This window comes from Streptomyces sp. NPDC048417, from assembly GCF_040651615.1.
Taxonomy (GTDB): Bacteria; Actinomycetota; Actinomycetes; order Streptomycetales; family Streptomycetaceae; genus Streptomyces.
Genome location: NZ_JBEZKI010000061.1, coordinates 1 through 23,298, shown reverse-complemented (window position 1 = coordinate 23,298; position 23,298 = coordinate 1). Strand labels below are relative to the sequence as shown.

The window sequence follows — 23,298 nt, the reverse complement described above, 5'->3', positions numbered from 1 at the left end:
CCCCATCACCGCATTCAGTCGGCCGCCGGCCACTTCCCGTCGGGGTCATCGGCGTACGTCCTCGGCGGCGCGGATCTGCGCGAGCCGGGCCCCGGCCGCCGTGAGGAGCAGGTCCAGGGCGGCCGGGTAGGAGCTGCCCCGCATCGAGGCCACCAGGTGGCGGGCGGTGGCCGCGATGTTCGGGTGGGTGGCGGCGGGCAGCCGGGCGTACGTCGCCTGCCACACGTCCGCCTCGGCCTCGCGGGCAGGCCTGGGCAGGGCGGTGTTGGCGGAGTCGAGGGCGCCGTAGGCGAGGGCCTGGTCGACGAAGGCGTGGTAGACGCGGACCGCCTCCGCGTCCGGGAAGCCGGCGCTCCGCAGCACCCCGAGGATGGTCTCGACGGCCTGGATCTCGTGGCCGCGCCCGGTCACCCGGTGGGCGCTGAGCACCGCCGCCCGGGGATGGGCGAGGGCGCCGGCGTGCATGCGCAGTCCGAGGTCGCGCAGGTCGGCGCGCCAGTCGCCGGTGGGCCGCCAGACGCGCAGGGTACGGCCGATCAGCTCGTCGGCGACGGCCAGCATCAGGTCGTCGGTGTGCCGGAAGTACCGGTAGAGGGAGCTGGGGTCGGCGCCCAGGGCGCGGCCGAGGCGGCGCACCGATAGGGCCTCTGCGCCGTGCTCCTCGATCAGCCGCAGCGCGGTCTCGACGATCAGCTCCTCGGAGAGCACCACGCCCTGTTTGGTGGGGCGTCTGCGCCGCCGGTCGGCGGCCGGGACGACTCGTTCGCTCATGGGGCCTCCCTTCCTGGTCGCGCACCTTATGACAACACCGTTGACCTGTGAAGTGCGCCGGCAGTTTCATGTGCGGTCACCGGGGCCGACCAGGTCCGGCCCCCAGGTGTGAGCGGAGTGCTGGCCATGACCGACAAGCCCTACCCAGTCGACCCTCCTGAGTTGCGCAGGTCCCTCGGCGTCCTCGACGGCGTCGCGGTCGCCGCGTCCAGTACGGCCGCGACCACCAGCATCGGCATCGGTCTGGGGGTGACGGCCGGGGTGGTCGGGCTGCATCTGCCGGCCATCATGCTGCTGGCGTTCCTGCCGGTGCTCGGTATCGCGGGCGCCTACTCCCGGCTGAACCGGGTGGAGCCGAACGCGGGCAACGGCTATGTGTGGGTGGGCCGTTCACTCAATCCCTGGCTCGGCTTCATGGTCGGCTGGGTGAACATCGTGGCGACGATCGCCTTTCTCGCGTACACCACGGCGGTCACCGGGTCGGCGATGCTGCAACTGGCGGGCGAGGCCGGAGTGCACCGCGTCGGCGGGCTCGCCCTGGACCCGGGTTCGACGGCGCAGACCACGGCCGTCGGCGTCGTCGTGCTGGTCGCCGTCACCCTCACCGCGGTGACCGGCATCCGCACCGCCGCCCGGCTCCAGACCGGTCTGCTGGTCTTCGAGTACGTGGTGCTGCTCGGGTTCTGCGGCTACGGCATCGTCACCGGCCCGCACCCCTTCAGCCTGAGCTGGTTCGACCCGTTCGCGATCCCGTCGGCGACGGCGCTGGCGCAGGGTCTGCTGCTCTCGGTGTTCTGCTACTGGGGTTTCGACGCCGCGTTCACCGTCAACGAGGAGGTCCGCGACCCACGGGACGCCTCCCGGGCCGGGCTGATCACGCTGGTGACCATGCTGGGGCTGTTCCTGCTGGGCTCGGTGGCCTTCCAACGTGTGCTGTCGGAGCGGGAGTTGGCCGGGCACGGGGCCGAGGGGCTGGCGTTCTTCGGCGACCGGCTGGCCTCCCAGCCGTGGGCCGCGCTGCCACTGGTGGCGCTCCTGTTCTCGGCGATGGCCTCGCTCCAGGCCGGGGTGATCCCGACGGCGCGGGGCATGTTCGCGATGAGCCGGGACCGTACCCTCGGGCCGGTGTGGGCCAGGGTCAGTCCCCGGTACGGCACTCCGGCGGCCGGGACGCTGCTGATCGGGGCGCTGGCCACGGCGGTCGCCGCGCTCGCCCTGGTGATCCCCAGGCTGGCCGACATGATCATGGCGACGGTGAACGCGGTCGGCATCGTCGTCGCCCTGTCGTACGCGCTCACCGCGCTGGCCGCCGCCGTGCGCTTCCGGGCGCTGCTGCGCGAGGACCGGCGGCAGGGTGTCCGGGCGGTGGTGCTCCCGGCGCTGAGCGCCTGCGCGCTGCTCGGCCTGGGCGGCTACCTCGGCTGGTCCTTCTACACCTCGGCCGACCACTTCGAGGTCAGCGCGGACAACGGCTGGTTCCTGCTGACCACCCCGCTGGTGATGATCGTGTCCGGGTTCGTCGCGGCCGGATGGGCGAAGTACGTTCGCCGCTCGCCGTACTTCCGCACCGGCGAGGGTACCGACGCCGACGCACCCCAGCTGCTCACGACCCCCAACTAAGGAACAGGAACGATGCACGCAGATCTGCTCTTCACCGGTGGCCCCGTCCTCACCCCCGAGGGACCGGCGGTCACCGCCGTCGCGGTCACCGGTGAGCGCATCACCGCCGTCGGCTCCGCAGGGGAACTGCGGGGGCTCGCCGGGCCGCGCACCGAGGTGGTCGATCTCGCCGGACGGTTGCTGCTGCCCGGTTTCCAGGACGCGCACGTCCATCCGGTGCCTGCCGGGCTCGAGTTGAGCCAGTGCGACCTGACGGGACTGCGGACCGCCGCGGAGTCCGTGGCCGCCGTACGCGCCTATGCCGAGGCGCATCCGGAGCGGGAGTGGATCCTGGGCGGCGGCTGGTCCATGGAGGCGTTCGAGGGCGGTACCCCGACGCGGGAGCTGCTGGACTCCGTCGTACCGGACCGGCCGGTGTATCTGCCGAACCGGGACCATCACGGGGCCTGGGTCAACAGCCGGGCCCTGGAGCTGGCCGGGATCGACCGCGACACGCCCGACCCGACCGACGGGCGGATCGAGCGGGACGCGTCCGGCGTGCCGAGCGGAACGCTCCAGGAGGGGGCGATGCGGCTGGTCGGCCGGCTCGCGCCGCCCGCCACCGCGGCGGACCGGCTCGCGGCGCTGCTGCACGCCCAGCGGCATCTGCACGCGCTGGGCATCACGGCCTGGCAGGACGCGCTGGTCGGGGACTTCCTCGGCATGGACGACCCGTCGCAGGCGTATCTGGCGGCGGCCCGGGACGGTTCGCTGACCGCGCGCGCGGTCGGCGCGCTGTGGTGGGACCGGGAGCGCGGTGCTGAGCAGATCCCCGAACTCGTCGACAAGCGGGCCGCGTTGAGCCACGGCCGGTTCCGGGCGGGCACGGTCAAGCTGATGCTGGACGGGGTCGCCGAGAACGGCACGGCCGCGCTCCTCGACCCGTACCTCGACAAGTGCGGCTGTGCCACGGCCAACCGGGGCAAGAGCTTCATCGACCCGGCGCGACTTCCCCAGTATGTGACCGAGTTGGACGCGCTCGGCTTCCAGTGCCACTTCCACGCGCTGGGCGACCGGGCCGTACGGGACGCGCTGGACGCCGTCGAGGCGGCGCGGGCCGCCAACGGCCCCAGCGACACGCGGCCCCACCTGGCACATCTCCAGGTCGTGCACCCCGCCGACGTACCGCGCTTCGCCCGGCTCGGCGCGACCGCGAACATCCAGGCGCTGTGGGCCGCGCACGAGCCGCAGATGGACGAGCTGACGATCCCCTTCCTGGGGTCCGAACGGGCCGGACGGCAGTACCCGTTCGGGGCGCTGCTGCGCGCCGGGGCGCGGCTGGCGGCCGGCAGCGACTGGCCGGTGAGCAGCCCCGACCCGGTCCAGGGGATCCATGTCGCGGTGAACCGGGTCGAACCGGGCGGCGACGCGCCGGTGTTCCTGCCGGAGGAACGGCTGGGACTCGCGGCGGCGATCAGGGCGTACACGGCCGGTTCGGCGTACGTGAACCATCTCGACGACACCGGGCGGGTGGCCGTCGGCGCGCTCGCGGATCTGGTGGTCCTGGACCGCGATCCGTTCGCCGGTCCCCCGGAGCGCATCGCGGACACCCGCGTCGCGCACACGTACGTGGGGGGCGCGCGAGTGTACTCAGCTCAGGAGGCATGAGCAGTAACACACGTCACGGTCAGGTCACGCGTAGATCATTTACGCTCTGGGCAGCCTCGTAGCGCCTCACGGCTCAACTTTCGAGCCACGAAGGCCAGTTCGAGTGCACGGGTGGCCGACAGGCCACCCGTTCGCAGGGACGGGGGGACTCTGCGCACTGTCGCCCGAAAGGAAACACATGCCTCAGGACGTCACCTTCGACCTGCCCTTCGAGACCCCCGTCAGTGAGCATCCGGAGTTCGCGCGCGCCCGGTATTCGTGCCGGATCCGGGACATGGACCCGGTGAACGGCAGAGCCGCGTTCGAGGAGTGCACGTCGTGGGACCTGCCGCAGGCCGTGGGTGTCCTGCCCGATCGAAGCAGGGCGGGCGCTGATCGGGCATACGGGGCGGCCGGCGTCGGATCCGCTGGCCTTCCCGGAGCGGCCACGCACCTCGGATCCGGGGGTCGCGCTACGCCTGATGGGCCGCGAGTGCTCGCTGACCGACACAGCTGAGGCGGCGACGCAGGTACCGCCCTGTAGCAAGAGCGCGCTTCGACAGGGGCGGGCCGTTCATGCAAGGCCGGCGGTGTCGAGGACGAATCCGCCGTGGACGGGCGGCTCGTCGCGTTCGAGAACCGAGCGGACACGGGGCCGTTCGTCCTCCAAGGGCAGGTCGGCGGCCCGCTCCACTTCGTCGGCCGTCGAGGCAGTAGTCGTACCCCCTTCGCGATCGTTCGCAGCAGAAGCCGGAGCCGGGCGCGTGATTCCGGCTGTCCGGCAAGGCCGTCGCGGAAGGGACAGAAGTCGCTCGGACACGACGGGCCGACGACCACGGTCGGTCGATTCCGTTGTCATGACCCCAACTTGAAGGAGACCGGTGTGACATCCCGAGGCGTAGGTGCTGTTCAGAATGCGTCCGCCGACAGCCTGCTCCCGGCGCAGCCAAGCGCCCAGCTCCAGCCCTCGGAGGCGGGGAACACCCTGGCCGACCTCTTCGTGAAACGCATCAATGGCAGCACGGAGCAGCACCGAAGGTCCCAGAACGCCGCTCAGCAGCGGCTGGACGCACTCGGATCCCCCCAAGTCGGCACCACGCTGCATGTGGAGGGCGCCCTCCAGCTGGCGCCACGGGCGTTCCTCCCGCCCGACGAGGAGGGCTACGCCAGGTTGAAACGGCTCGACACCAGCCTGCGCATGATCGAAGCGGCCTTCCCGCAGGTCAGTACCGATATCGAAGTCTGCCGACTGACCTGCACGATGCTGGAGGGGGCCTGGCGGAGCCGGGCACTCACCCCGCCGCGCGAGGAGGAGCTGACAAGCGCCTGCACCTGCCCTCTGTGCCGTCGGCTGCCCACGCCCCCCGCACGCACGCTGGGTGACTATAGTTGGCGGCAGAGCGCCGGTCTTCCCCTCACGGTCAAGGCCTGGCCGTACCGCGAGGAGTTCGACAGCGTCCTGACCGGTGGCTGGTCCGTGGTCCGGCAGATGAACGACCTCGAACGAGACCTTGGCCTCCGCCACCGCTTCGAAGACGACATCCTCGTCTTCCACGAGTACAAGCGCGTGATCGACACCATCGACACCACGCACGTCACCCAACTCGTCGAAGGCCGCCTGGCCGAGAGTTTCAGCACCAACAGCGCACGCGCCCTGGTCTGCGGGCTCTACGCGGCCCACAAGCGATCCGTCGACGAGTACTGGCTCCAACAGCACCACGCGGGCAACGTCACGCTCCCCCAGACCAACCCGCTCAGCCAGAGCACCTACTCGGCCCTGCAGATGCTGGACTGCCTGTTCTGGCACGTCTCACCCGACACCGAACTCTGGCAGGAAGAACACCTCGCCTCCCTGCTGCTGTGCCGCGTCATCGACGACATGGCCGACGTCCGAGTCGACTCCCTCACCGGCGAGATCAGCAACTTCTGGCTCGCCGACATACCCACCCACACCAAGGCCCTCTACGCTGCCTGCACCATCGCCCTCATCAAGTACGGCTGCATGCCCGAGGCGCATTCGCCGATGTGGAACACCTGGCTGATGACCAGCACCATCGTCTGGATGGGGCTCACGGGCCGCCACGCCCTGTGGTTCGACGGCATCACCCAGGGCCTCCCCCCGGCCGAGGACTGCCCGCTCTGCAACCTGCAGCCCAACGCATGCACCGGCATCCTCACCCACGGCACCACCCTCACCATCAGCCCGCGGCCCACCGCACCGGCGCTGAGCACCCGGACCGCCGAGCTGTCCGCACGCTGCCGAGCCCAGTACCCCCGGACATGGCCTCTCTTCGACGCCGAGCTCCATGCCTTCGAAGCTCTGCACGGCCCCTGGCACGGCAACACCGACAGGGCATGGGAGATCCTGCGCCGCACCTACATCGCCGCCGTGGAGGCATCCATGGCCGCACCGGACCCGGACCGGGCTCGTCAGATCCAACAAGACGCCGGCACAGTCGGATCTGAGTACTTTTACACCATGTACGACCCTCAAACCGGGAGGGAAGACACCGCACTGATCGCCTACATGTTCGGCTGCGCCCACCCGCATTTCATCTGGAACGCCACGGGATACCGTCCCACGGGCGTCACAGGCGACTGGCTCGACGGCTGACGCCTCGATCCTGTTCCGCGATCGCGGTGGATGGTGGTGAGGCCGTCCGCACCCCCGGTCCCGGGCCGGTACACGGCGGTGCAGGAAGGCCCGGCCGCCGCGGCCGGGCCTTCCGGAGTTCGACGGCCGGCCGTGTGAGACGACGCTGCTGCCCGGCCGGAAACCCGGACGGGCAGCAGCGTACTCACACCGGGAACTCGACCGGCAGCCTGTCCAGCCGGGACTCCCAGGTGGAGGCGGTCGAGGTGAGCTCGTCCGCCGGCACGGCCAGCCGCAGGCCCGGCAGCCGGTGCAGCAGGACGTCCACCGCGATCTCGATCATGGACTGCCCGATGCTCTGCCCGGGGCACTCGTGAGGGCCCGCGCCGAACGCCAGGTGCGCATGGTTGCCCTCCACCGAGACACCCGGGTCAGGCCGGACCTCGGGGTCGAGGTTGCCCGGGGCGAGACCGAGAACGAGCAGGTCGCCCGCCTCGATGCGGTGCCCGCCCAGTTCGACGTCGCTGGCGGCGAAGCGCCCCGGCAGGACGGTCAGCGGCGGAGAGTTCCACATGGCCTCCTCCACCACCGCCGAGATGTTCAGCTGGCCGCTGATCAGCCCGGAGAGCCGGGAGGCGTCGGTCAGGACCAGCCGCAGCACCCGGGCCAGCAGGTTGGTTGTGACGGCCGCGGCGATCAGCACCACGCGCAGGTGGTGGACGACCTCGTCGTGGTCGAGAGCCGCGTGATGCTCCAGCAGGTCGGTGGTGAGGTCGGAGCCGGGTTCGGACCGCCTGCGCTCGACGAGTTCACCGAAGATCTCCCTGATCCTGCCGTCGTGCACCACGGCGTCCTCGCCGCCCTTGAGCACCTGGGCGCAGGACTCGACCAGCCGGCGCCCCTCCGCCTCGGCAAGCCCCAGAATGCGGGACATCACGAGCATCGGCAGATAGTCGGCGTAGTCCGCCACCAGGTCGGCGCGGCCGTCGGCCGCGAACCCGTCGATCAGCTTGTTGGCGAAGTGCGTGGCGTGGCGCCGGATACCGCGGCCGACAGCGGCCTGCAGCACATCGTTGACGGCGCCGCGCAGCCTGCGGTGCGGCTCACCGTCCTGGGACACGCAGTCAGGACGCCAGCCGAGCATCGGAATCAGCGCGGAGGTCTCCGCGACCCGTCCTTCCCGCCAGTCCCGCCAGGTCCGCGCGTCCCGGGGGAACTGGCTGGGATTGTCGAGCACCCGCCGGCTGTCCCGGTAGCCCAGCACCAGCCAGGCGTGGATGTCGCCCTCCAGCAGCACCGGTGCGACGGAGCCGTGCTCCTTGCGCAGCCGCTCGTAGATGCCGTGCGGGTCGGTCGCCGCCTCGGGCCCGTACAGCCGGGCCAGTTCGGACGGACCGTGCGCGACCGGGCAGCCGCCGCGGGGGGCGTCGGGACTGTCGAGGCTCTGCTCGTTCATCGGGGCTCCAGTACGACGGCGGAGCGTTCCTTCAGATGACGTATCAGGGCGATCAGTACGTCACGGCTGGAGGCCCGGTCACGGGCGTCACAGGCCACGATCGGGGTGTGCGGGGAGATGTCGAGGGCGTCCCGGATCTCCTCGATGGGGTGTTCCTTGCAGTCCGGGAAGACGTTCAGGGCGATGACGAAGGGCACGTTCTGCCGCTCCATCTCCTCGATCGCCCGGAAGCTGGAGGCCAGCCGGCGCGTGTCCACCAGGACGATCGCCCCGAGCGCGCCCTTGAACAGGCCGTTCCACAGGAACCAGAACCGCTCCTGTCCGGGGGTGCCGAACAGGTACAGCATCAGGCCCTCGTTGAGGCTGATCTTGCCGAAGTCGAGGCTGACCGTGGTCTCGGCCTTGTCCGCGACGCCGATGAGGTTGTCGACGCCGACGGTCGCCTGCGTCAGGGTCTCCTCGGTGGTGAGCGGCTTGATGTCACTGACGGAGCGGACCATGGTGGTCTTACCGGTGCCGAATCCCCCGGCGATCATCACCTTGACCGAGCGGGTCCCCCCGGCACCGGGGTCGCCGGGATGGTCAAAGCCTTTCAAGTCCACTGAGTACCTCCTGGAGGAGCGCGAGGTCGGGCCCGCGGCCGGCGTGGTGGGCCGGAATCGGATCACGGGCTTCAATACGGCCTGCGTCCAGCAGATCCGCCAACAGCACCGCGAGAATGTTGAAGGGCAATCCGAGATGGGCGGTGAGTTCGGCCACCGACAGCGGATCGCGGCAACGCCGGACTATCTCCTCGTACTCGTGCTGCATCCCCGGGACCGGGGCGGTGCGGGAGACGACGAGGGTCGCCACGTCGAGGCTCGACGCCGACCCGCCCGGTCCACTGCGTCCCCCGGTGAGGACGTAATAACGCTCTAGACCGGACGGGTCCGTTGGCCGGCGGGGAGCACTCATCCAGAGTGCTCCTCCAGACGCGGAGAGGTGCCGAGCAGCTCGCCCATCCGCCGCGACAGGTCCCTCATCTGGTGCCCGAGCAGCCCCTGGTCGAGTCCTTCGCGGGCCAGGACCCCGAGATACGTCTCCACACCGGCCCGTACGACGAAGAGGTGGCCGCCGTCGACCTCGATCATCGCCAGCCGCAGCTGCCCCGCGTACTTGGGGAACTGCTCGGCGACCGGCTGGGCCAGCGCCTGCAGTCCCGCCACCACGGCCGCGAAGCGGTCCACGTCGTCCGGGTCTTCGGCGCCGAAGGAGGTGATGGCCTTGCCGTCGCTGGAGGCCACGAGGGCGAAGCGGATCTCCGGGATGCTCTCCACCAGATCGCGGAGCGCCCAGCTCACGTCGGTTCCCTGTTGCGTCATGTGGACTAGTCGCTCTCTTCAGTGTGGTGCTCCGCGGCCTCGCGTCCGGCGGCGTCATCGGCGCCGGCCGGGATCGCGGGGGCCACGACGTCTTCTTCTCCGGTCAACTCGGCCTCGCTGTCCGCCTCTTCGGACACGGCGGGCGCGCGGCCCGCGGTGGCGAAGGCGGCCAGGCCCGCGAAGGACTCCTCCGGCGGGACCGCGGTGAACGCGGCACCCTCCGTGCGGGCGGTGCGCTCCTCGGGCTCCTCCTCGGCACGGCGCCGGCTGCGCCGCCGGGGCAGTCCGCCCGGGGTGGTGTCCGGGACCTCGCCGGACTCCGGCTGAGTGACGGTTTCGACGGCGACCGGGCCGTGCGCCTGCACCGGGGACGCGGCGGCGGGGGCGGCCGTCACGGGGGCCGGAGCGGCGGGGGCCGCGGGCAGCGGGCTGAAGAACTTGTGCGGGACCACGACGACCACCGAGGTACCGAGCCAGGGCGAGTCCGCGAAGGTGACCCGGATTCCGTAGCGGCGGGCGAGGATGCCGACGACCCGCAGGCCGATGGTGGCGTCCTCGGAGATGCCGCCGATACCGGGGCCGTTCTCGGTGCCCGCCAGGGAGTGCTCGGCCTCGCGCTTCTTCTCCTCGCTCAGGCCCTTGCCGGAGTCCTGGATCTCGATGCCGACGCCGTTGGGCACCTCCTTGCCGGAGACGACGACCGGTTCGGTGGGCGGCGAGTAGCGGGCCGCGTTGTCCAGGAGCTGGGAGAAGATCAGCGTGAGGTGGTCCACCAGACCGCCGTCGACGCCGAGTTCGGGCAGATGCCGGACCTCGACGCGGTGGAAGTCCTTGATGCGGCCGATGCCGCCCCGGACCACGCTGAGCAGTCGCTGGGGCTCCTGCCACTGGCGGCCCGGGCGGTCCGAGCCGCCGAGTACGCCGATGCTGGCGGCGAGCGAGTCGGCGGGGCCGAGCTCCTGGTCCAGCTCCATGAGACCGCGGGCCACTGCGGGCAGCCGGCCGTGCTCGCCCTGCATCTCGTGCAGCCTGCCGCGCAGCTTGCTCGTCAGGACGTGGATGCGGTTGCCGATGCTGATCACGGCCTGCTCGGCGGAGGTGGAGCGGTTGAACTCCTCCTCCACACCGATCAGCGAGGTGCGCAGGATGCGGCGCAGGTCGGCCTGGACGTCCTTGTCGACCTTGGCGTACTGGCCGGTGACGGGCAGCAGGTCGTCGATGGCGTCGCCGTCGCGCAGCCGCTTCAGCGCGTCGGGCAGTTGCTCGTCGGCGAGCCGGGAGATCGCGGCCCGTTGGTGCGTGAGCTGCTCCTGCCAGACATCTGCCTGGTCCGCGAGCTGTGCCTCGGAGGACTTCAGCTGGTCGGCGAGCCGCTCCTCGTACGCCCGTGACTGTTCGGCGAGTTGGGCGTCGTAGTGGGCGGTCCGCTCGCCGAGCCGGGACTCGAAGGCGGCGGCCTGCTCGCCGAACCGCGCGTCGAACGCGGCCGACTGCTCGTTGAGCTGGCCCTCCAGTGTGGCGCGCTCGGCGGAGAACTTCCGCTCCAGGCCCGAGACATGCTGCTGCCACTGCTGGGACTGCTCGGTCTGCGAGTTGCGGAACGACCCTTCGGCGCTGCGCAGTTGGCGCTGCGAGCGGATCAGCAGCCGCACGCAGACGGAGCTGGCCACGGTGGCCGCGGCACCTGCGACGGCCGCGGTTATTCGCTCGGAGCTCATGAACGTGGCGGCGACTGTCCCTCCCCCTAAGGCCAGTGGCATCAGCCACCAGCTGTACCAGGCGACAGGGGCCCGCGCCGCCGGCGGCGGAGTGGCGAGTTCCATCTGCATCCTTCGAAGCAACACAATCGAACAACAGCGAACAAGGGCAGTGTGCGAGGGCCGTGCCTATGACTGCGCACGGCAGGACGGACCCACCTGGGGCGCGTCAACTCGCTGTGACGGACTGGAGCTTATCGGGTTTGAACCCGAAAGGATCAACCTCGACAACCAGAGGAAGTGAGGGTTCCGTCACGCTCCGCCAGTTGGTGGCAAATCATCAAATACCCATTCCTAACTGCGACTTGCCGACATGTTCCCCTGGGCCGGGCCCTGGGCGGCCCGATCACCTCCTGGACACCTGTCCAGCTATACTGGACGCCTGTCCAAGTGAGTGGGAGGGCCCGTCGATCATGGAAATCCTGGCGAACGTGCTGGTCGGCCTCATAGCCGCGCTGCACGTGTACATCCTGGTGTTGGAGATGTTCCTGTGGCAGAAGGGGCCGGGAATGCGCTTCCACGGCTTCGACGCGGAACTGGCCCGGCGGACCGCGCCGCTGGCCGCCAACCAGGGCCTGTACAACGGTTTCCTGGCGGCCGGCCTGGCGTGGGGGCTGGTGGCGGCCGACCCGACGGGCTTCCGGGCCCAGGTGTTCTTCCTCTCGTGCGTGGTGGTCGCGGGGGTGTACGGCGCGGTCACCGCCAACCGGCGGATCCTGTTCGCGCAGGCGCTGCCCGGCGCCCTCGCCCTGGCCGCCGTCCTCGCCGCCCGGTGACCGGCCCAGTGCCGCGCCCCGCGGTCGAGGACCCACGCGCCGCCCGCACCCGGGCGCGGCTGCGGGCGGCCCTGCTGGCGGAGTGCGCCGAGCGGCCACTGGCGGAGGTGGGGGTGGCCGCGCTGGTGCGCCGCGCGGGGGTGGGCCGGGCCACGTTCTACGTCCACTACGACGGCCTGGAGGCGCTGGCGGTCGACACCTGTGCCGACGTCGTACGGGACGCCGTGGACGCGCTGCACGCCTGGCGGGGCCGGCCCGATCCGGTGCACGCGCCGCCGGCGCTGCTGGAGTTCTTCGCGGGGCTGGTGCCGCACACGGCCCTGTACCGGGAGCTGCTCGCGCCGGGTGGCGGGGGTCCGCTGGGCCGGGTGCTGCACCGGGACCTGCGGGCCCGCAGCCTGGCCGAGCGCGAGCTGGCCGGCGCGGCGGACGCCCCGCTGGTGGCCTCGGCGGTGGCCGCCACCTTCGCCGGGGTGCTGGCGGACTGGCTGCACGGCCTGCTGGACGCCGGGCCCGACGAGGTGGCCGACCAGGTCTGGCAACTGCTGGTCGCCCTGCACATGAGCCGCTGAGGCTTCCGGCGCAGGCGAGGGTGGCCCACCGCCAGGGCTGGCACGATTCCATCGAAGGTTGGCCATCGTGCCATTTCCCGGGCGGGCGCATCCCGGCAGGCTGGGTGACCATGAGCAATGTGAACACGATGCGTGTGGTCAGTCAGGACGTCCTCGGCGGCCCCGAGGTACTCAAGGTGATCGAGGTGGCGCGGCCGCAGCCGCGCGCCAACGAGGTGCTGGTCCGGGTGCGGGCCGCCGGACTCAACCCGACCGACTGGAAACACCGGGAGAACGGTGGCTTCCTGGGCAAGCCGCCCTTCGTCCTCGGCTGGGACGTCTCCGGCACGGTCGAGGAGACCGGGATCGGTGTCGCCGCCTTCAAGCCCGGCGACGAGGTCTTCGGCATGGTGTCCTACCCGTTCGGCCACGGCACGCACGCCGAGTACGCGATCGTCCCCGCCCGCGCCCTGGTGCCGAAGCCGGCCGGGATCGACCACGTCCAGGCGGGCGCGCTGCCGCTGGTGTCGCTGACGGCCTGGCAGGCGCTGGTGGAGAACGCCGACGTACAGCCGGGGCAGCGGGTGCTGGTGCACGCGGCGGCCGGCGGGGTCGGGCATGTGGCGGTGCAGATCGCCAAGGCGCGCGGCGCGTATGTGATCGGCACGGCGAGCGCCGCCAAGCACGACTTCCTGCGCGAGATCGGCGTGGACGAGCCGGTGGACTACCGGTCCGTGAACGTCACGGAGGCGGTGCGGGACGTCGATGTCGTGCTCGACACGATCGGCGGTGACACCTCGATCGATTCGCTGCGGGTGCTGCGGGCGGGCGGTGTCCTGGTGTCGATCCTGCCGGTGGGCTCCGCGGAGCTGTACGAGGAGGCCGAGCGGCTCGGGGTGCGGGCGGTGCGGATGCTGGTGGACGCCGACCGGGCCGGGATGCGGGCGGTCGCCGACCTGGTGACGGAGGGGAAGCTGCGGGCGACCGTCGCCGGGACCTTCCCGCTGGCCGATGCCGCCAAGGCGCATGAGCTGGGCGGCACCGGCCGGACCACCGGGAAGCTGGTCCTCGTGGTGGACTGACCCCCAGGAGCCGCGGAGGCCTCGGGAGTCAGAAGGTGAGCACGGGCTTGATCGCCTTGCCCGTGCTCATGTCCCGCACCGCCCGGTCGATCTCGGCGAACGGGTAGGTGCTGATCAGCCGGTGCAGCGGGAGGCGACCCTCGCGGACCAGCCGGAGGTCCAGGCTCTCCAGGGCGGCGATCTCCTCGGCGTTCTCCCGGATCAGCTCGGCGATCCGGTGCAGCACCCGGCCGCGCTCCCGGCCGCTGAGCCCCGACCACTCCCCCGCGTCGGAGGCCTCCCGGGCGGCCTGCACGGCGGCGTCGACGTCACCGGCTCCCGCCTCCGCGACGGTGGTGAGGACCTGGCCGGTGGCCGGGTCGGTCACCTCCGTACGGGCCCCGTCGGCGGCTTCCCGCCACTGCCCGCCGATGAACAGCTACCCGGGTCCGGTCTCGAAGGTGGTCGTCATGGCCCACTCCCCAGCGTCGATGGCGCGACCGGCGTCGACCGCCTTGATCGCCAAGTTTTCAACAAACAGGATTCCTGTTGGTTCAGCGTCTGGTCCGCAGTCTGATTACAGACAGGATTCCTGTCAATGGTCTAGGGTGCACGCATGGTCGGTACACAGACACGCCCCTCGCTGCTGTACATGGTCAAGCAGCTGGAGCTCGTGGTGCGCTCACACCTCGACGAGCTGGTCAGACCCGCCGGGATCACCGCGCTGCAGTACACGGCCCTGACCATCCTGGAGCGCCACGACGGGCTTTCGGCCGCCCAGTTGGCGCGCGACTCGTTCGTCACCGCCCAGTCGATGGCCGACCTCGTACGGTCACTGGAGAGCCGTGCGCTGATCCGGCGGGAGCGCAATCCGCGCAACCGGCGCGAGCTGTTGATCCTGCTCACGGACGCCGGGCGCGAGCTGCTCGCCGGGGTCGCCGGGCCGGTGCGGGAGCTGGAGGAGCGGATGGTCCGCGAGCTCACCGGGCACCAGGAGGAGCAGTTCCGCCAGGCGCTGGGCAAGGCCTGGCACGCGCTTTCTTGACTTGCTCCTCGGGCTGAAGCCCGAGGATTCTGGCCTTCTCGACCTGTTGCCGGGCCGCTTTGTACTCCAGCATGCTGACGAACGAGGACCATCCGGCGTCGTGCACGGACTTGGCCAGCCTGGGGGGAACGGCTGCTTGGCCGCTTTGGCCTCCTCACGGCGCGGACCGCGTCGTTGAACACCATCCGGGCGCACCCGAACGCCCTCGCCAACGCCCCCTGTTGGCCGGCGTCCGGGTACAACCTGAAGGAGTACCGAACAGCAGAACCGGCCGGTGTGAGCACCGCCCGGCTCCGCCGGGACCAGCCCGCGCGACGCTCCGCGCCGCAGGCAAGGAACTGCGGTGTCCGGCTCCGCCGGATCTGAATCCGCGACGCTCCGCGTCGCCACCATCAGATTCGCATCACCACCGGCCTGAAGGCCGATGCACTGCGAATGAATTCCGGTAGCCGCCACGGCACCCCGTCCGAGGTGACGTCATAACGACCCGGACGTGGCCTCCGGCCGGCCGAGGGCCGCGTCCAGGGTCGCCAGCGGCGGCAGCAGCTGCGACAGTCCCGTCACCTTCAGCACGCGCACCGTCAGCGGGTGTGTGCACACCAGCTGGAGCTGTCCGCCGCGCTCCAGCACCCGGCCGCGCGCCCGGTACAGCAGCCGCAGCCCGGAGCAGTCGAAGAAGTCGACGTGCAGCAGGTCGATCACCACCCGGCTGCTCTCCCGCGCGGTCACCCGGTCCAGATAGGGCGCCATCTCGGTCGCCGCCGCGATGTCGATCTCGCCCCGGAACTCCAGCACCGTGTAACCGCGGTCCTGATGGATACGCAGGTGCCGGGTGAGTGGCGCGGGATCCTGTCGGGGTTCCTGGCGCACGACGGCATCACCTCCCACCCCAGCCGGTCCAATTCCGTTCCCCGCCTTGCAAGTTACCCTCGATGGAGGGAATTTGAGCATGTTCGATTGACATATGTCTGCTGCTTGGGTGCGCCATTTTCTGTGGCGTGCGCGACAGTCGGGGAACGGGCACGTCGGAGCGTTGCCGCTCCGCTACCGGGATTCATTCGCAGTGCTCCGGCCTTCAGGCCGGGGGTGAAGCGGATCTCGTGGTGGCGACGCGGAGCGTCGCGGTGTCGTCCCGGCGGAGCCGGGCCGTGCAGGACTCAGGTGACATCCCGCACGCATGTTCCTGGAGACAATGAGTGTTCGGGCTCTCTAGGGTGATCGGCATGCACCTCCGGTACGCGTTTAGGCTCTACCCGAATACAGGTCAGCGCACCGCGCTGGCCAAGGCGTTCGGGTGCGCCCGGATGGTGTTCAACGACGCGGTCCGCGCCGTGAGGAGGCCAAAGCGGCCAAGCAGCCGTTCCCCAGGGCCGCAGAGCTGTCCAAGAGGCTGATTACCGAGGCGAAGCAGACGGTGGAGCGGTCCTGGCTGGGCGAGGTGTCCGCGGTGGTGCTCCAGCAGTCCCTGCGGGACGTCGAGACTGCGTACCGCACCTTCTTCGCCTCCCTCAAGGGCGATCGCAAGGGGCCCAAGATCGGTGCTCCCCGTTTCAAGTCCCGCAAGGACAGCCGTCAGTCGATACGGTTCTCCGCCAACGGCCGCTGGTCCATCACCGACAAAGGGCGTCTGAACCTGCCGAAGATCGGCGCGGTGAAAGTGAAGTGGTCCCGCACGCTGCCCAGCACGCCCTCCTCCGTCACCGTCATCAAGGACGCGGCCGGCAGGTATTTCGCCTCCTTCGTCATCGACACCGACCCCGCCACCGACCAGGCACGGATGCCCGAAACCGACCGCACCATCGGCATCGACCTGGGGCTCACCGACTTCGCGGTGCTCTCCGACGGCACGAAGATCGACTCCCCGAGGTTCCTGCGGCGCGCGGAGAAGAAGCTGAAGAAGGCCCAGCGGGAGCTGTCCCGCAAGCAGAAGGGATCGAGGAACCGGGAGAAGGCCCGCCTGAAGGTCGCCCGCGCCCACGTCAAGGTCGCCGACGCACGCCGCGAGTTCCACCACCAGCTCTCCACCAGGCTGATCTCCGAGAACCAAGGGATCGCCGTGGAGGACCTGTCGGTGAAGGCGCTGGCCCGCACCAGGCTGGCCAAGTCCGTGCACGACGCCGGATGGTCCTCGTTCGTCAGCATGCTGGAATACAAGGCCTCCCGGTACGGGCGGACCCTGGTCAGGATCGGCCGGTTCGAGCCGACCTCCCAGACCTGCTCGACCTGCGGCGTCAAGGACGGGCCCAAACCCCTCAGCGTCCGGGAATGGACCTGTACCGCCTGCGGCACCGTCCACGACCGGGACCACAACGCCGCGATCAACGTCAAACAGGCCGCCGGACTGGCGGTATCGGCCTGCGGAGCGCCGGTAAGACCAGGAGTAATCCCGGCACAGCGCGAAGAAACAGGAAGCCACGGATTCCCGGCCCAAGCCCGTGCCGCGTAGTGGCACGGCAACAGGTCGAGAAGGCCAGAATCCTCAGGCTTCAGCCCGAGGAGCAAGTCAATTGAGGATTCTGGTCACCTGGCCGGCGCCGACCGTCCGGCCGCCCTCGCGGATCGCGAACTTCAGCCCCTCCTCCATCGCGATCGGCTGGATCAGCTGGACGTGCACGGTCGTGTTGTCGCCCGGCATCACCATCTCGGTGCCCGGGGGCAGAGTGACGACTCCGGTCACGTCGGTGGTACGGAAGTAGAACTGCGGCCGGTAGTTCTGGAAGAACGGGGTGTGCCGGCCGCCCTCGTCCTTGGAGAGGATGTACGCGCGGGCCTCGAACTCCGTGTGCGGGGTGACCGATCCGGGCCTGATGACGACCTGGCCGCGCTCGACGTCGTCGCGTTTCACCCCGCGCAGCAGCAGGCCGACGTTCTCGCCGGCCCGGCCCTCGTCGAGCAGCTTGCGGAACATCTCGACGCCGGTGACGGTGGACCTGGTCTTCTGCGGGTGGATGCCGATGATCTCGACCTCGCTGTTGACCCGCAGTACGCCGCGCTCGATCCGGCCGGTGACGACCGTGCCGCGGCCGGTGATGGTGAAGACGTCCTCGATCGGCATCAGGAACGGCCGGTCCACGTCCCGCACCGGCTCGGGTACGAACTCGTCGACGGCGTCAAGGAGTTCGAGCAGGGCCGCAGTCCACTCGGGGTCGCCCGCCAGGGCCTTGAGCGCGGAGACCCGGACGACCGGGACGTCGTCGCCGGGGAACTCGTACTCGGTGAGGAGCTCGCGCACCTCCAGCTCCACCAGTTCCAGGATCTCCTCGTCGTCGACCATGTCGGTCTTGTTGAGCGCGACGACGATGTAGGGCACGCCCACCTGCCGGGCCAGCAGGACGTGTTCCTTGGTCTGCGGCATCGGCCCGTCGGTGGCCGCGACCACCAGGATCGCCCCGTCCATCTGGGCGGCCCCGGTGATCATGTTCTTGATGTAGTCGGCGTGGCCCGGGCAGTCGACGTGCGCGTAGTGCCGGCGCTCGGTCTGGTACTCGACATGCGCGATGGAGATGGTGATGCCGCGCTGCCGCTCCTCGGGCGCCTTGTCGATCTGGTCGAACGGGGTGAACGGATTGAGCTGGGGGAACTTGTCGTGCAGCACCTTGGTGATGGCCGCGGTGAGTGTCGTCTTGCCGTGGTCGATGTGCCCGATGGTGCCGATGTTCACATGCGGTTTCGTCCGCTCGAACCTGGCCTTCGCCACTGGGGGCCTCCCGTCCGCCTCGGTGCCGCCGAGCGCGGGTCAGCGCTACAACTCCTCCTTCCTGTCTAGACGTTGCGCGGCTCGTCGAACAGGGCGCTCACGGACTCACCGTTGTGAATACGGCGTACGGCCTCGGCCAGTGCCGGGGCGATGGACAGGATCCGCAGCTTGTCCGTGTGCTCCTCGACGGGTACCGGGACGGTGTTGGTGCACACGATCTCCAGCACGTCGGGCTGCTCGCTCAGCCGCTTGAGCGCCCCGGCCGCGAACAGCCCGTGCGTGCACGCGATCCGGATCGACCGGGGCGGCCCCAGCTCCCGGAGTCGTTCAAGGAGTTCGATCACCGTACTTCCTTTGGCGATCTCGTCGTCGAGCACGATGACGTCCCGGTCGGCCACATCGCCGATGACGGAGCTGATGATCACCCGGTCGTCCGCGAACCGCTGCTTGGCGCCGGCCGCCACCTGGGCGCCGATCAGCCGGGCGAAGGCGGCGGCCTCCTTGGCGTTGCCGAGGTCGGGCGAGACGACGGTGGTGCGCGTCAGGTCGTACCGCCGAAAGTGCGCGGCCAGCTCCCGCAGCGCGTGCAGATGGTCGACCGGCACCGAGAAGAAGCCGTGCACCTGCGGGGCGTGCAGGGTCATGGCGAGGACCCTGCTCGCGCCGGCGGCCACCAGCAGGTCGGCGACCAGGCGGCCGCCGAGCGAGATGCGCGGGGCGTCCTTCTTGTCGGAGCGGGCGTAGGAGTAGTGCGGCATGACGACGGTGATCCGGCCCGCGGAGGCACCACGGGCCGCGTCGCACATCAGCAGCAGCTCCACCAGATGCTCCTGCACCGGCCGGACCAGGGGCTGGATCAGGAAGACGTCCCGCTCCCGGCAGTTCGCCTGGAGCTGTACCTCCAGACAGTCGTTGGCGAACCGGCTGACCCGCGTCGGGCTGAGCGGCACCCCGAGGTGCGCGCAGACCTCCTCGGCCAGCTCGGGATGGGCGCTGCCGCTGAAGACCGCGATGTCTCGCACGATCCGCTCCTCGCATGATCAATACGGGCTACGCGCTCATGCTACGGACCGCCACGCTCTCACCACGGCACGGGTGTGCCGTCCCAGGAGAAGAACCCGCCGGTCGGCCCGTCGTCGGGCAGCAGCGCCAGCCGTACGACCCCTCGTGCCCCCTCGGCCGGATCGCCGCCCCCCTCGGCCGCCCCGGGGACCAGGTCGGTGGCCCGCCGCCCCGGGGCGAGGGCGTTCACCTTGATGCCGTCCTCGGCCAGCTCCTGGGCGTAGAACACGGTCAGCGCGTTGAGCGCGGCCTTCGAGGAGCGGTAGGCGGCGGACCGGGGGCTGCCAGGGGCGAACTGCGGATTGGGGTGGGTGCTCCAGGTGAGGGACGCGGTGCCGCTGGAGACGTTCACGACGCGCGGGTGGGCGGAGCGGCGCAGGACGGGCAGGAAGGCGTTGGTGACCGCGACGACACCGAAGACGTTCGTCTCGTAGGTCCGCCGGAGGTCATCGACGCCGGTCTCGGTGGGCGGGCCGGTGACCGGCTGGACGCCCGCGTTGTTGACCAGGACGTCCAGGCGGTCGACGCGGGCGGCGGCGCGCTCCACGCTGCCGGGGTCCGTGACATCGAGGACGAGGAGCCGCGCGTCGCCGCCGATCTCCGCCACGGCCCGCTCGCCGTGCTCGATGTCCCGGGAACCCACGTGGACGCTGAAGCCCGCCTCGACGAGGAGCCGCGCGACATGGAAGCCGATGCCCTTGTTGGCACCGGTGACGAGTGCTGTGCGATCGTTCATGACAGCCACGGTTCCCCGGCCGCGTCCGTCCTGCCAGGGACCACCTGTACCAGGCGGACCGGGGAGGCGGCGGAATGGCGAGGCAGGAACTGGCCCGCTTCCTGCGGGAGCGCCGGGAGGAACTGCGCCCGCAGACGGTGGGACTCGCGCCGGGCACCGTCCCGCGCCGCACGCCCGGCCTGCGCCGCGAGGAGGTCGCGGAGCTGGCCCATATGTCCGTCGACTACTACACCCGTCTGGAGCAGGCACGCGGCCCCCGGCCCTCCCCGCGCGTCCTGGACGCCCTGGCCGGGGCGCTGCGGCTGGCACCCGCCGAGCGCAGCCATCTCTTCCGGCTGGCCGGCTCGGCCGCGGCGCCGCCCGCCCGCACGGCGGTCCGGCGGGTGCGCCCGCACGTGGCCGGGATGCTGGAGCGGATGCCCGGCACCGCGGCGATCGTCACCGACGCCTCCTACGGCCTGGTGGCCTGGAACCCCCTGGCCCAGCTGCTCTTCGGCGGGGACCTCGGACACGGCACGACCAACCTGGCGCGGCGGCGCTTCCTGGGCCAGGGCCGGATGTACACGAGCTCCAGCGCCGGGGAATTCGGTCACATCGTGGCGGCCCGGCTGCGGCGGGCCGCCGAGCGGTATCCGCACGACGCGCGACTCGCCGCCCTGCTGGGCGAGTTGCACGCGGGAAGCGCGGAGTTCCGACGCGTCTGGGCGACCCATCCGGTACATGCCCCGGGGCATCGCACGAAGGTCCTCGACCATCCGGAGCTGGGGCGGCTGCGGCTGAACTGCGATGTCCTGCTGGTGCCGGAGGACGACCAGGAGGTCGTCCTGATCACGGCCGATCCGGGCTCGGCGTCGGCACACCGGATCGCGGAACTGGCGGCGCGGGTCTGACCCGCCAGAAATCGGGTCACCGTACGCGGATACCCAGTGGGCTGCTCGACGTCGATCAGGTGGCCGGCGCCGGGGACGGTGACCAGCCGCGCCCCGGGCAGGACTCACCAGGACACGGGCAGCTGCCTCGGGCTGCGGGTCATCTGGCCCTCGCGCCAGTCGATCGTCGTCGGAGTGAACTCGGCGCGCAGGCCCGGGAAGCGGACGGCGAGCCGGTGCAGCGCGAGGGTGATCTCCAGGCGGGCCAGCCAGGCGCCCAGGCAGTGGTGGGGGCCGGCACCGAAGACGACGCTCGGCACGGGGAGGGGTGCGGTGAGGTCGGGCGGGCCGGGCGGATGGACGTCCGGGTCGCGGCCCGCCGCGTTGGTCTGGACGGCGACGACACTGCCTGCCGGGATGAGGACGCCGCCGACCACGGCGTCCTCGACGGCCCTGCGCAGCAGCCCGGGCAGCACCCGGCCCTCACTGAGCGGCACGGTCCGCAGCAGCTGCTCGGCCGCCGTGGCCGCGGCCTCCTCGTCCACCGCGAGAGACGGCCAGTCGGCATGCCCGTCGGTGAGGAGGTAGACGACGATGTTGCCGAGCGCGGACATCGTGGTCTCGTGTCCGGCGACCACCAAACCGCAGACCAGCCGGACGAGTTGGCGTTCCCCGAGGCCGAGCGAGTCGCCCGCCGTGACCAGCCCGCTGACCAGGTCGTCGCCGGGCCGGGCCCGCCGCTGCGCCACCAGTTCGGCCCCGAAGACCCCGAACTCCCGCATGGCGCACGCGACTTCCTCGGCGCTGTGCGCACCTCCGGACAGGGCGTGGTCGGCCCAGTGCCGGATGCGCTCGCGGTCGATGTGGTCGAGCCCCATCAGCCGGCAGATCACCGACACGGGAAGACGGCGGGTGAACCCCTCGACGATGTCGGCGGGGCGTGGGGCGGCGGCGAGTTCGTCGAGAAGGGACTCGACCACCGACGCCACCCAGGGCCGCCAGCGGGCGACGGATCGCGGGGTGAACGCCCGCTGTACCGTACCGCGCAGCCGCTGATGGCCCGGACCGTCCTGGTTCACCAGCCCGTCGGGGTCGCTGAGCAGGTTCGGTACGACGAGCAGCGGCGGAGCGTCGTCGGCGTACAGGGAACCGCGGTCGAAGCGCTGGTCCATGAGCACCTGACGGACGTCGTGGTACCGGGTCACGAGCCATACCGGGGTGCCGGTCGCCAGCGTGGTGAGCCGGGGCGGCCCGGACTCGGGATACGTCACACGGTGCATCGGACAAAGGGGCCGGGAAGTGCTTTCTGCGGTCATCCGGGGCTCCTGGCACGCCGACGGGAGGTCACTCCACGCTAAAGCGTGTACCAGTCCTGCGTCAGCTGTCTCAATCGGCCAACAACACGGTCTGGCAAGGCGTTCGGCGGGCATTCGTCTCGTTGGAAAGGAGGACCGTCACATGGCGAGTTCCACCAAGGAGAGCAAGGAGACCTCCGAGAAGGAGACTCCGGTCAAGGCCCGGCCCCGGCGCATGCCCGGCTGGGCGAAGCTGCTCACCGCGTTCGTGCTGGTGCTCGTGGTGCTGTTCGCCGGGATCAAGCTGGCGGTGCTACCGGGCATCAAGGACCTGTTCGGCACGGAAACCCGTGACAACACGGGCCCCGCGCTGCTCAAGTCCATCCAGGACATGAGCCGTTACGACGCCGCGTCCGGCAACTTCCAGGTCGTCGTGGACCTGGAGAAGGACGCCAAGTACCTGCCGAGCGCGATCCGCGGCAGCCGCACCCTGTATGTCGGGGCGGGCAACGTCGATTCCTATGTCGACCTCGGGAAGATCGGCGAGAAGGACGTGACGGTCAACGACGACCGCACCGAGGCCACCATCCGGCTGCCGCACGCGCAGCTCGGCAAGGCCACGCTGGACGCCGACCACTCCTACGCCGTCTCCAAGCAGCGCGGTCTGCTGGACCGGCTCGGCGACCTGTTCTCGGACAACCCCAACAGCGAGCAGGCGGTGCAGAAGCTGGCCGTGAAGCACATCTCGGACGCGGCCAAGACCAGCGGTCTGACCACCCGGGCCGAGACCAACACCACGGACATGCTGGAGGGCCTGCTGCACTCCCTCGGCTTCACGGAGGTGCACGTGTCCTACGGCACGGTCTGATCAGGGCCGTCTGATCATCACCGGCTGACCAGAACCGTCTGACCTGGACCGTCTGACCTAGACCGTCTGTTCAAGACCGTCTGTTCAAGACCGTCTGTTCAAGACCGTCTGTTCAAGACCGTCTGTTCAAGACCGTCTGTTCAAGACCGTGTGT

20 protein-coding genes and 3 pseudogenes are annotated in these 23,298 nt (G+C 70.5%); 10 read left to right on the top strand and 13 right to left on the bottom strand.

Going from position 1 to position 23,298, the window contains the following annotated elements:
• Positions 1-45 precede the first annotated feature (45 nt).
• Positions 46-771 (bottom strand): TetR/AcrR family transcriptional regulator, encoded by a 726-nt coding sequence (locus AB0D59_RS49575; RefSeq protein ID WP_362579302.1) that lies wholly within the window; start codon positions 769-771, stop codon positions 46-48.
• Positions 772-897: 126 nt separating this feature from the next.
• Between AB0D59_RS49575 and AB0D59_RS49570 the strand changes: the two genes are divergently transcribed.
• From AB0D59_RS49570 to AB0D59_RS49560, 3 genes are all read left to right on the top strand, one after another.
• Positions 898-2,391, top strand: a complete 1,494-nt coding sequence (locus AB0D59_RS49570; protein WP_362579300.1) for an APC family permease — start codon at positions 898-900, stop codon at positions 2,389-2,391.
• A 12-nt stretch (positions 2,392-2,403) separates the two neighbouring features.
• Positions 2,404-4,038, top strand: a complete 1,635-nt coding sequence (locus tag AB0D59_RS49565; RefSeq protein ID WP_362579298.1) for an amidohydrolase — start codon at positions 2,404-2,406, stop codon at positions 4,036-4,038.
• 862 nt (positions 4,039-4,900) lie between these two features.
• Complete coding sequence (locus AB0D59_RS49560; RefSeq protein ID WP_362579295.1) at positions 4,901-6,631, top strand: hypothetical protein; 1,731 nt, start codon at positions 4,901-4,903, stop codon at positions 6,629-6,631.
• Positions 6,632-6,815: 184 nt separating this feature from the next.
• On the opposite strand, the gene AB0D59_RS49555 is transcribed toward AB0D59_RS49560, so the two are convergent.
• Genes AB0D59_RS49555 through AB0D59_RS49535 form a run of 5 tightly spaced genes read right to left on the bottom strand, consistent with a single transcriptional unit; the run spans position 6,816 to position 11,250 of the window.
• Positions 6,816-8,066 carry a cytochrome P450 gene (locus tag AB0D59_RS49555; protein WP_362579292.1) on the bottom strand — a complete coding sequence of 417 codons (1,251 nt, stop codon included), beginning with the start codon at positions 8,064-8,066 and terminating at the stop codon, positions 6,816-6,818.
• Positions 8,063-8,668: an ATP/GTP-binding protein gene (locus AB0D59_RS49550; RefSeq protein WP_362579289.1), complete on the bottom strand. Its 606-nt coding sequence runs from the start codon at positions 8,666-8,668 to the stop codon at positions 8,063-8,065. The genes AB0D59_RS49555 and AB0D59_RS49550 overlap by 4 nt, the downstream gene beginning before the upstream one ends.
• Positions 8,649-9,020 carry a DUF742 domain-containing protein gene (locus tag AB0D59_RS49545; protein ID WP_234537899.1) on the bottom strand — a complete coding sequence of 124 codons (372 nt, stop codon included), beginning with the start codon at positions 9,018-9,020 and terminating at the stop codon, positions 8,649-8,651. Before AB0D59_RS49545 ends, AB0D59_RS49550 begins: the two co-directional genes overlap by 20 nt.
• Complete coding sequence (locus AB0D59_RS49540) at positions 9,017-9,427, bottom strand: roadblock/LC7 domain-containing protein (RefSeq protein WP_046733906.1); 411 nt, start codon at positions 9,425-9,427, stop codon at positions 9,017-9,019. The genes AB0D59_RS49545 and AB0D59_RS49540 overlap by 4 nt, the downstream gene beginning before the upstream one ends.
• A 5-nt stretch (positions 9,428-9,432) precedes the next feature.
• A complete protein-coding gene (locus AB0D59_RS49535) occupies positions 9,433-11,250 on the bottom strand; it encodes an ATP-binding protein (RefSeq protein ID WP_362579286.1) in 1,818 nt (605 codons plus the stop codon).
• 347 nt (positions 11,251-11,597) lie between these two features.
• Between AB0D59_RS49535 and AB0D59_RS49530 the strand changes: the two genes are divergently transcribed.
• From AB0D59_RS49530 to AB0D59_RS49520, 3 genes are all read left to right on the top strand, one after another.
• Positions 11,598-11,960, top strand: coding sequence for a DUF1304 domain-containing protein (locus AB0D59_RS49530; protein WP_362579283.1), 363 nt, complete (start codon positions 11,598-11,600; stop codon positions 11,958-11,960).
• The gene (locus tag AB0D59_RS49525) at positions 11,957-12,532 is read left to right on the top strand and encodes a TetR/AcrR family transcriptional regulator (RefSeq protein WP_362579280.1); all 576 of its coding nucleotides are present in this window, start codon (positions 11,957-11,959) and stop codon (positions 12,530-12,532) included. The genes AB0D59_RS49530 and AB0D59_RS49525 overlap by 4 nt, the downstream gene beginning before the upstream one ends.
• Positions 12,533-12,642: 110 nt before the next feature.
• Positions 12,643-13,593: an NADP-dependent oxidoreductase gene (locus AB0D59_RS49520; protein WP_362579277.1), complete on the top strand. Its 951-nt coding sequence runs from the start codon at positions 12,643-12,645 to the stop codon at positions 13,591-13,593.
• Between the two features lie 154 nt (positions 13,594-13,747).
• Here AB0D59_RS49520 and AB0D59_RS49515 read toward each other — a convergent pair.
• Positions 13,748-14,011 (bottom strand): annotated as a pseudogene (locus tag AB0D59_RS49515) (aldehyde dehydrogenase family protein); the annotation flags it as partial.
• A gap of 177 nt (positions 14,012-14,188) precedes the next feature.
• Here AB0D59_RS49515 and AB0D59_RS49510 point away from each other — a divergent pair.
• Positions 14,189-14,617 (top strand): MarR family transcriptional regulator, encoded by a 429-nt coding sequence (locus AB0D59_RS49510; protein WP_362579274.1) that lies wholly within the window; start codon positions 14,189-14,191, stop codon positions 14,615-14,617.
• Between the two features lie 158 nt (positions 14,618-14,775).
• Here AB0D59_RS49510 and AB0D59_RS49505 read toward each other — a convergent pair.
• Together AB0D59_RS49505 and AB0D59_RS49500 are read right to left on the bottom strand one after the other, a co-directional pair.
• Positions 14,776-14,901, bottom strand: a pseudogene (locus AB0D59_RS49505) (helix-turn-helix domain-containing protein); the annotation flags it as partial.
• Positions 14,902-15,094: 193 nt separating this feature from the next.
• Positions 15,095-15,487 (bottom strand): STAS domain-containing protein, encoded by a 393-nt coding sequence (locus AB0D59_RS49500; protein WP_362579271.1) that lies wholly within the window; start codon positions 15,485-15,487, stop codon positions 15,095-15,097.
• A 353-nt stretch (positions 15,488-15,840) separates the two neighbouring features.
• Between AB0D59_RS49500 and AB0D59_RS49495 the strand changes: the two are divergent.
• Positions 15,841-17,063, top strand: a pseudogene (locus AB0D59_RS49495) (RNA-guided endonuclease TnpB family protein).
• A gap of 57 nt (positions 17,064-17,120) precedes the next feature.
• Here AB0D59_RS49495 and tuf read toward each other — a convergent pair.
• The 3 genes from tuf to AB0D59_RS49480 form a co-directional block, all read right to left on the bottom strand.
• On the bottom strand, positions 17,121-18,314 hold the full coding sequence (gene tuf / locus AB0D59_RS49490) for an elongation factor Tu (protein ID WP_362579268.1): 1,194 nt from the start codon (positions 18,312-18,314) through the stop codon (positions 17,121-17,123).
• Between the two features lie 65 nt (positions 18,315-18,379).
• Positions 18,380-19,336, bottom strand: a complete 957-nt coding sequence (locus AB0D59_RS49485; protein WP_362579265.1) for a ribose-phosphate pyrophosphokinase — start codon at positions 19,334-19,336, stop codon at positions 18,380-18,382.
• 59 nt (positions 19,337-19,395) lie between these two features.
• Positions 19,396-20,112 (bottom strand): SDR family oxidoreductase, encoded by a 717-nt coding sequence (locus AB0D59_RS49480; protein ID WP_362579262.1) that lies wholly within the window; start codon positions 20,110-20,112, stop codon positions 19,396-19,398.
• A 74-nt stretch (positions 20,113-20,186) separates the two neighbouring features.
• Here AB0D59_RS49480 and AB0D59_RS49475 point away from each other — a divergent pair, with 74 nt between their 5' ends.
• Positions 20,187-21,002, top strand: coding sequence for a helix-turn-helix transcriptional regulator (locus AB0D59_RS49475; RefSeq protein ID WP_362579259.1), 816 nt, complete (start codon positions 20,187-20,189; stop codon positions 21,000-21,002).
• A gap of 104 nt (positions 21,003-21,106) precedes the next feature.
• Here the strand turns inward: AB0D59_RS49475 and AB0D59_RS49470 are convergent, their stop codons facing one another.
• Positions 21,107-22,297 carry a cytochrome P450 gene (locus tag AB0D59_RS49470; protein ID WP_362579256.1) on the bottom strand — a complete coding sequence of 397 codons (1,191 nt, stop codon included), beginning with the start codon at positions 22,295-22,297 and terminating at the stop codon, positions 21,107-21,109.
• 214 nt (positions 22,298-22,511) lie between these two features.
• Between AB0D59_RS49470 and AB0D59_RS49465 the strand changes: the two genes are divergently transcribed.
• Positions 22,512-23,144 carry a DUF4230 domain-containing protein gene (locus AB0D59_RS49465; protein ID WP_362579323.1) on the top strand — a complete coding sequence of 211 codons (633 nt, stop codon included), beginning with the start codon at positions 22,512-22,514 and terminating at the stop codon, positions 23,142-23,144.
• Positions 23,145-23,298 lie beyond the last annotated feature (154 nt).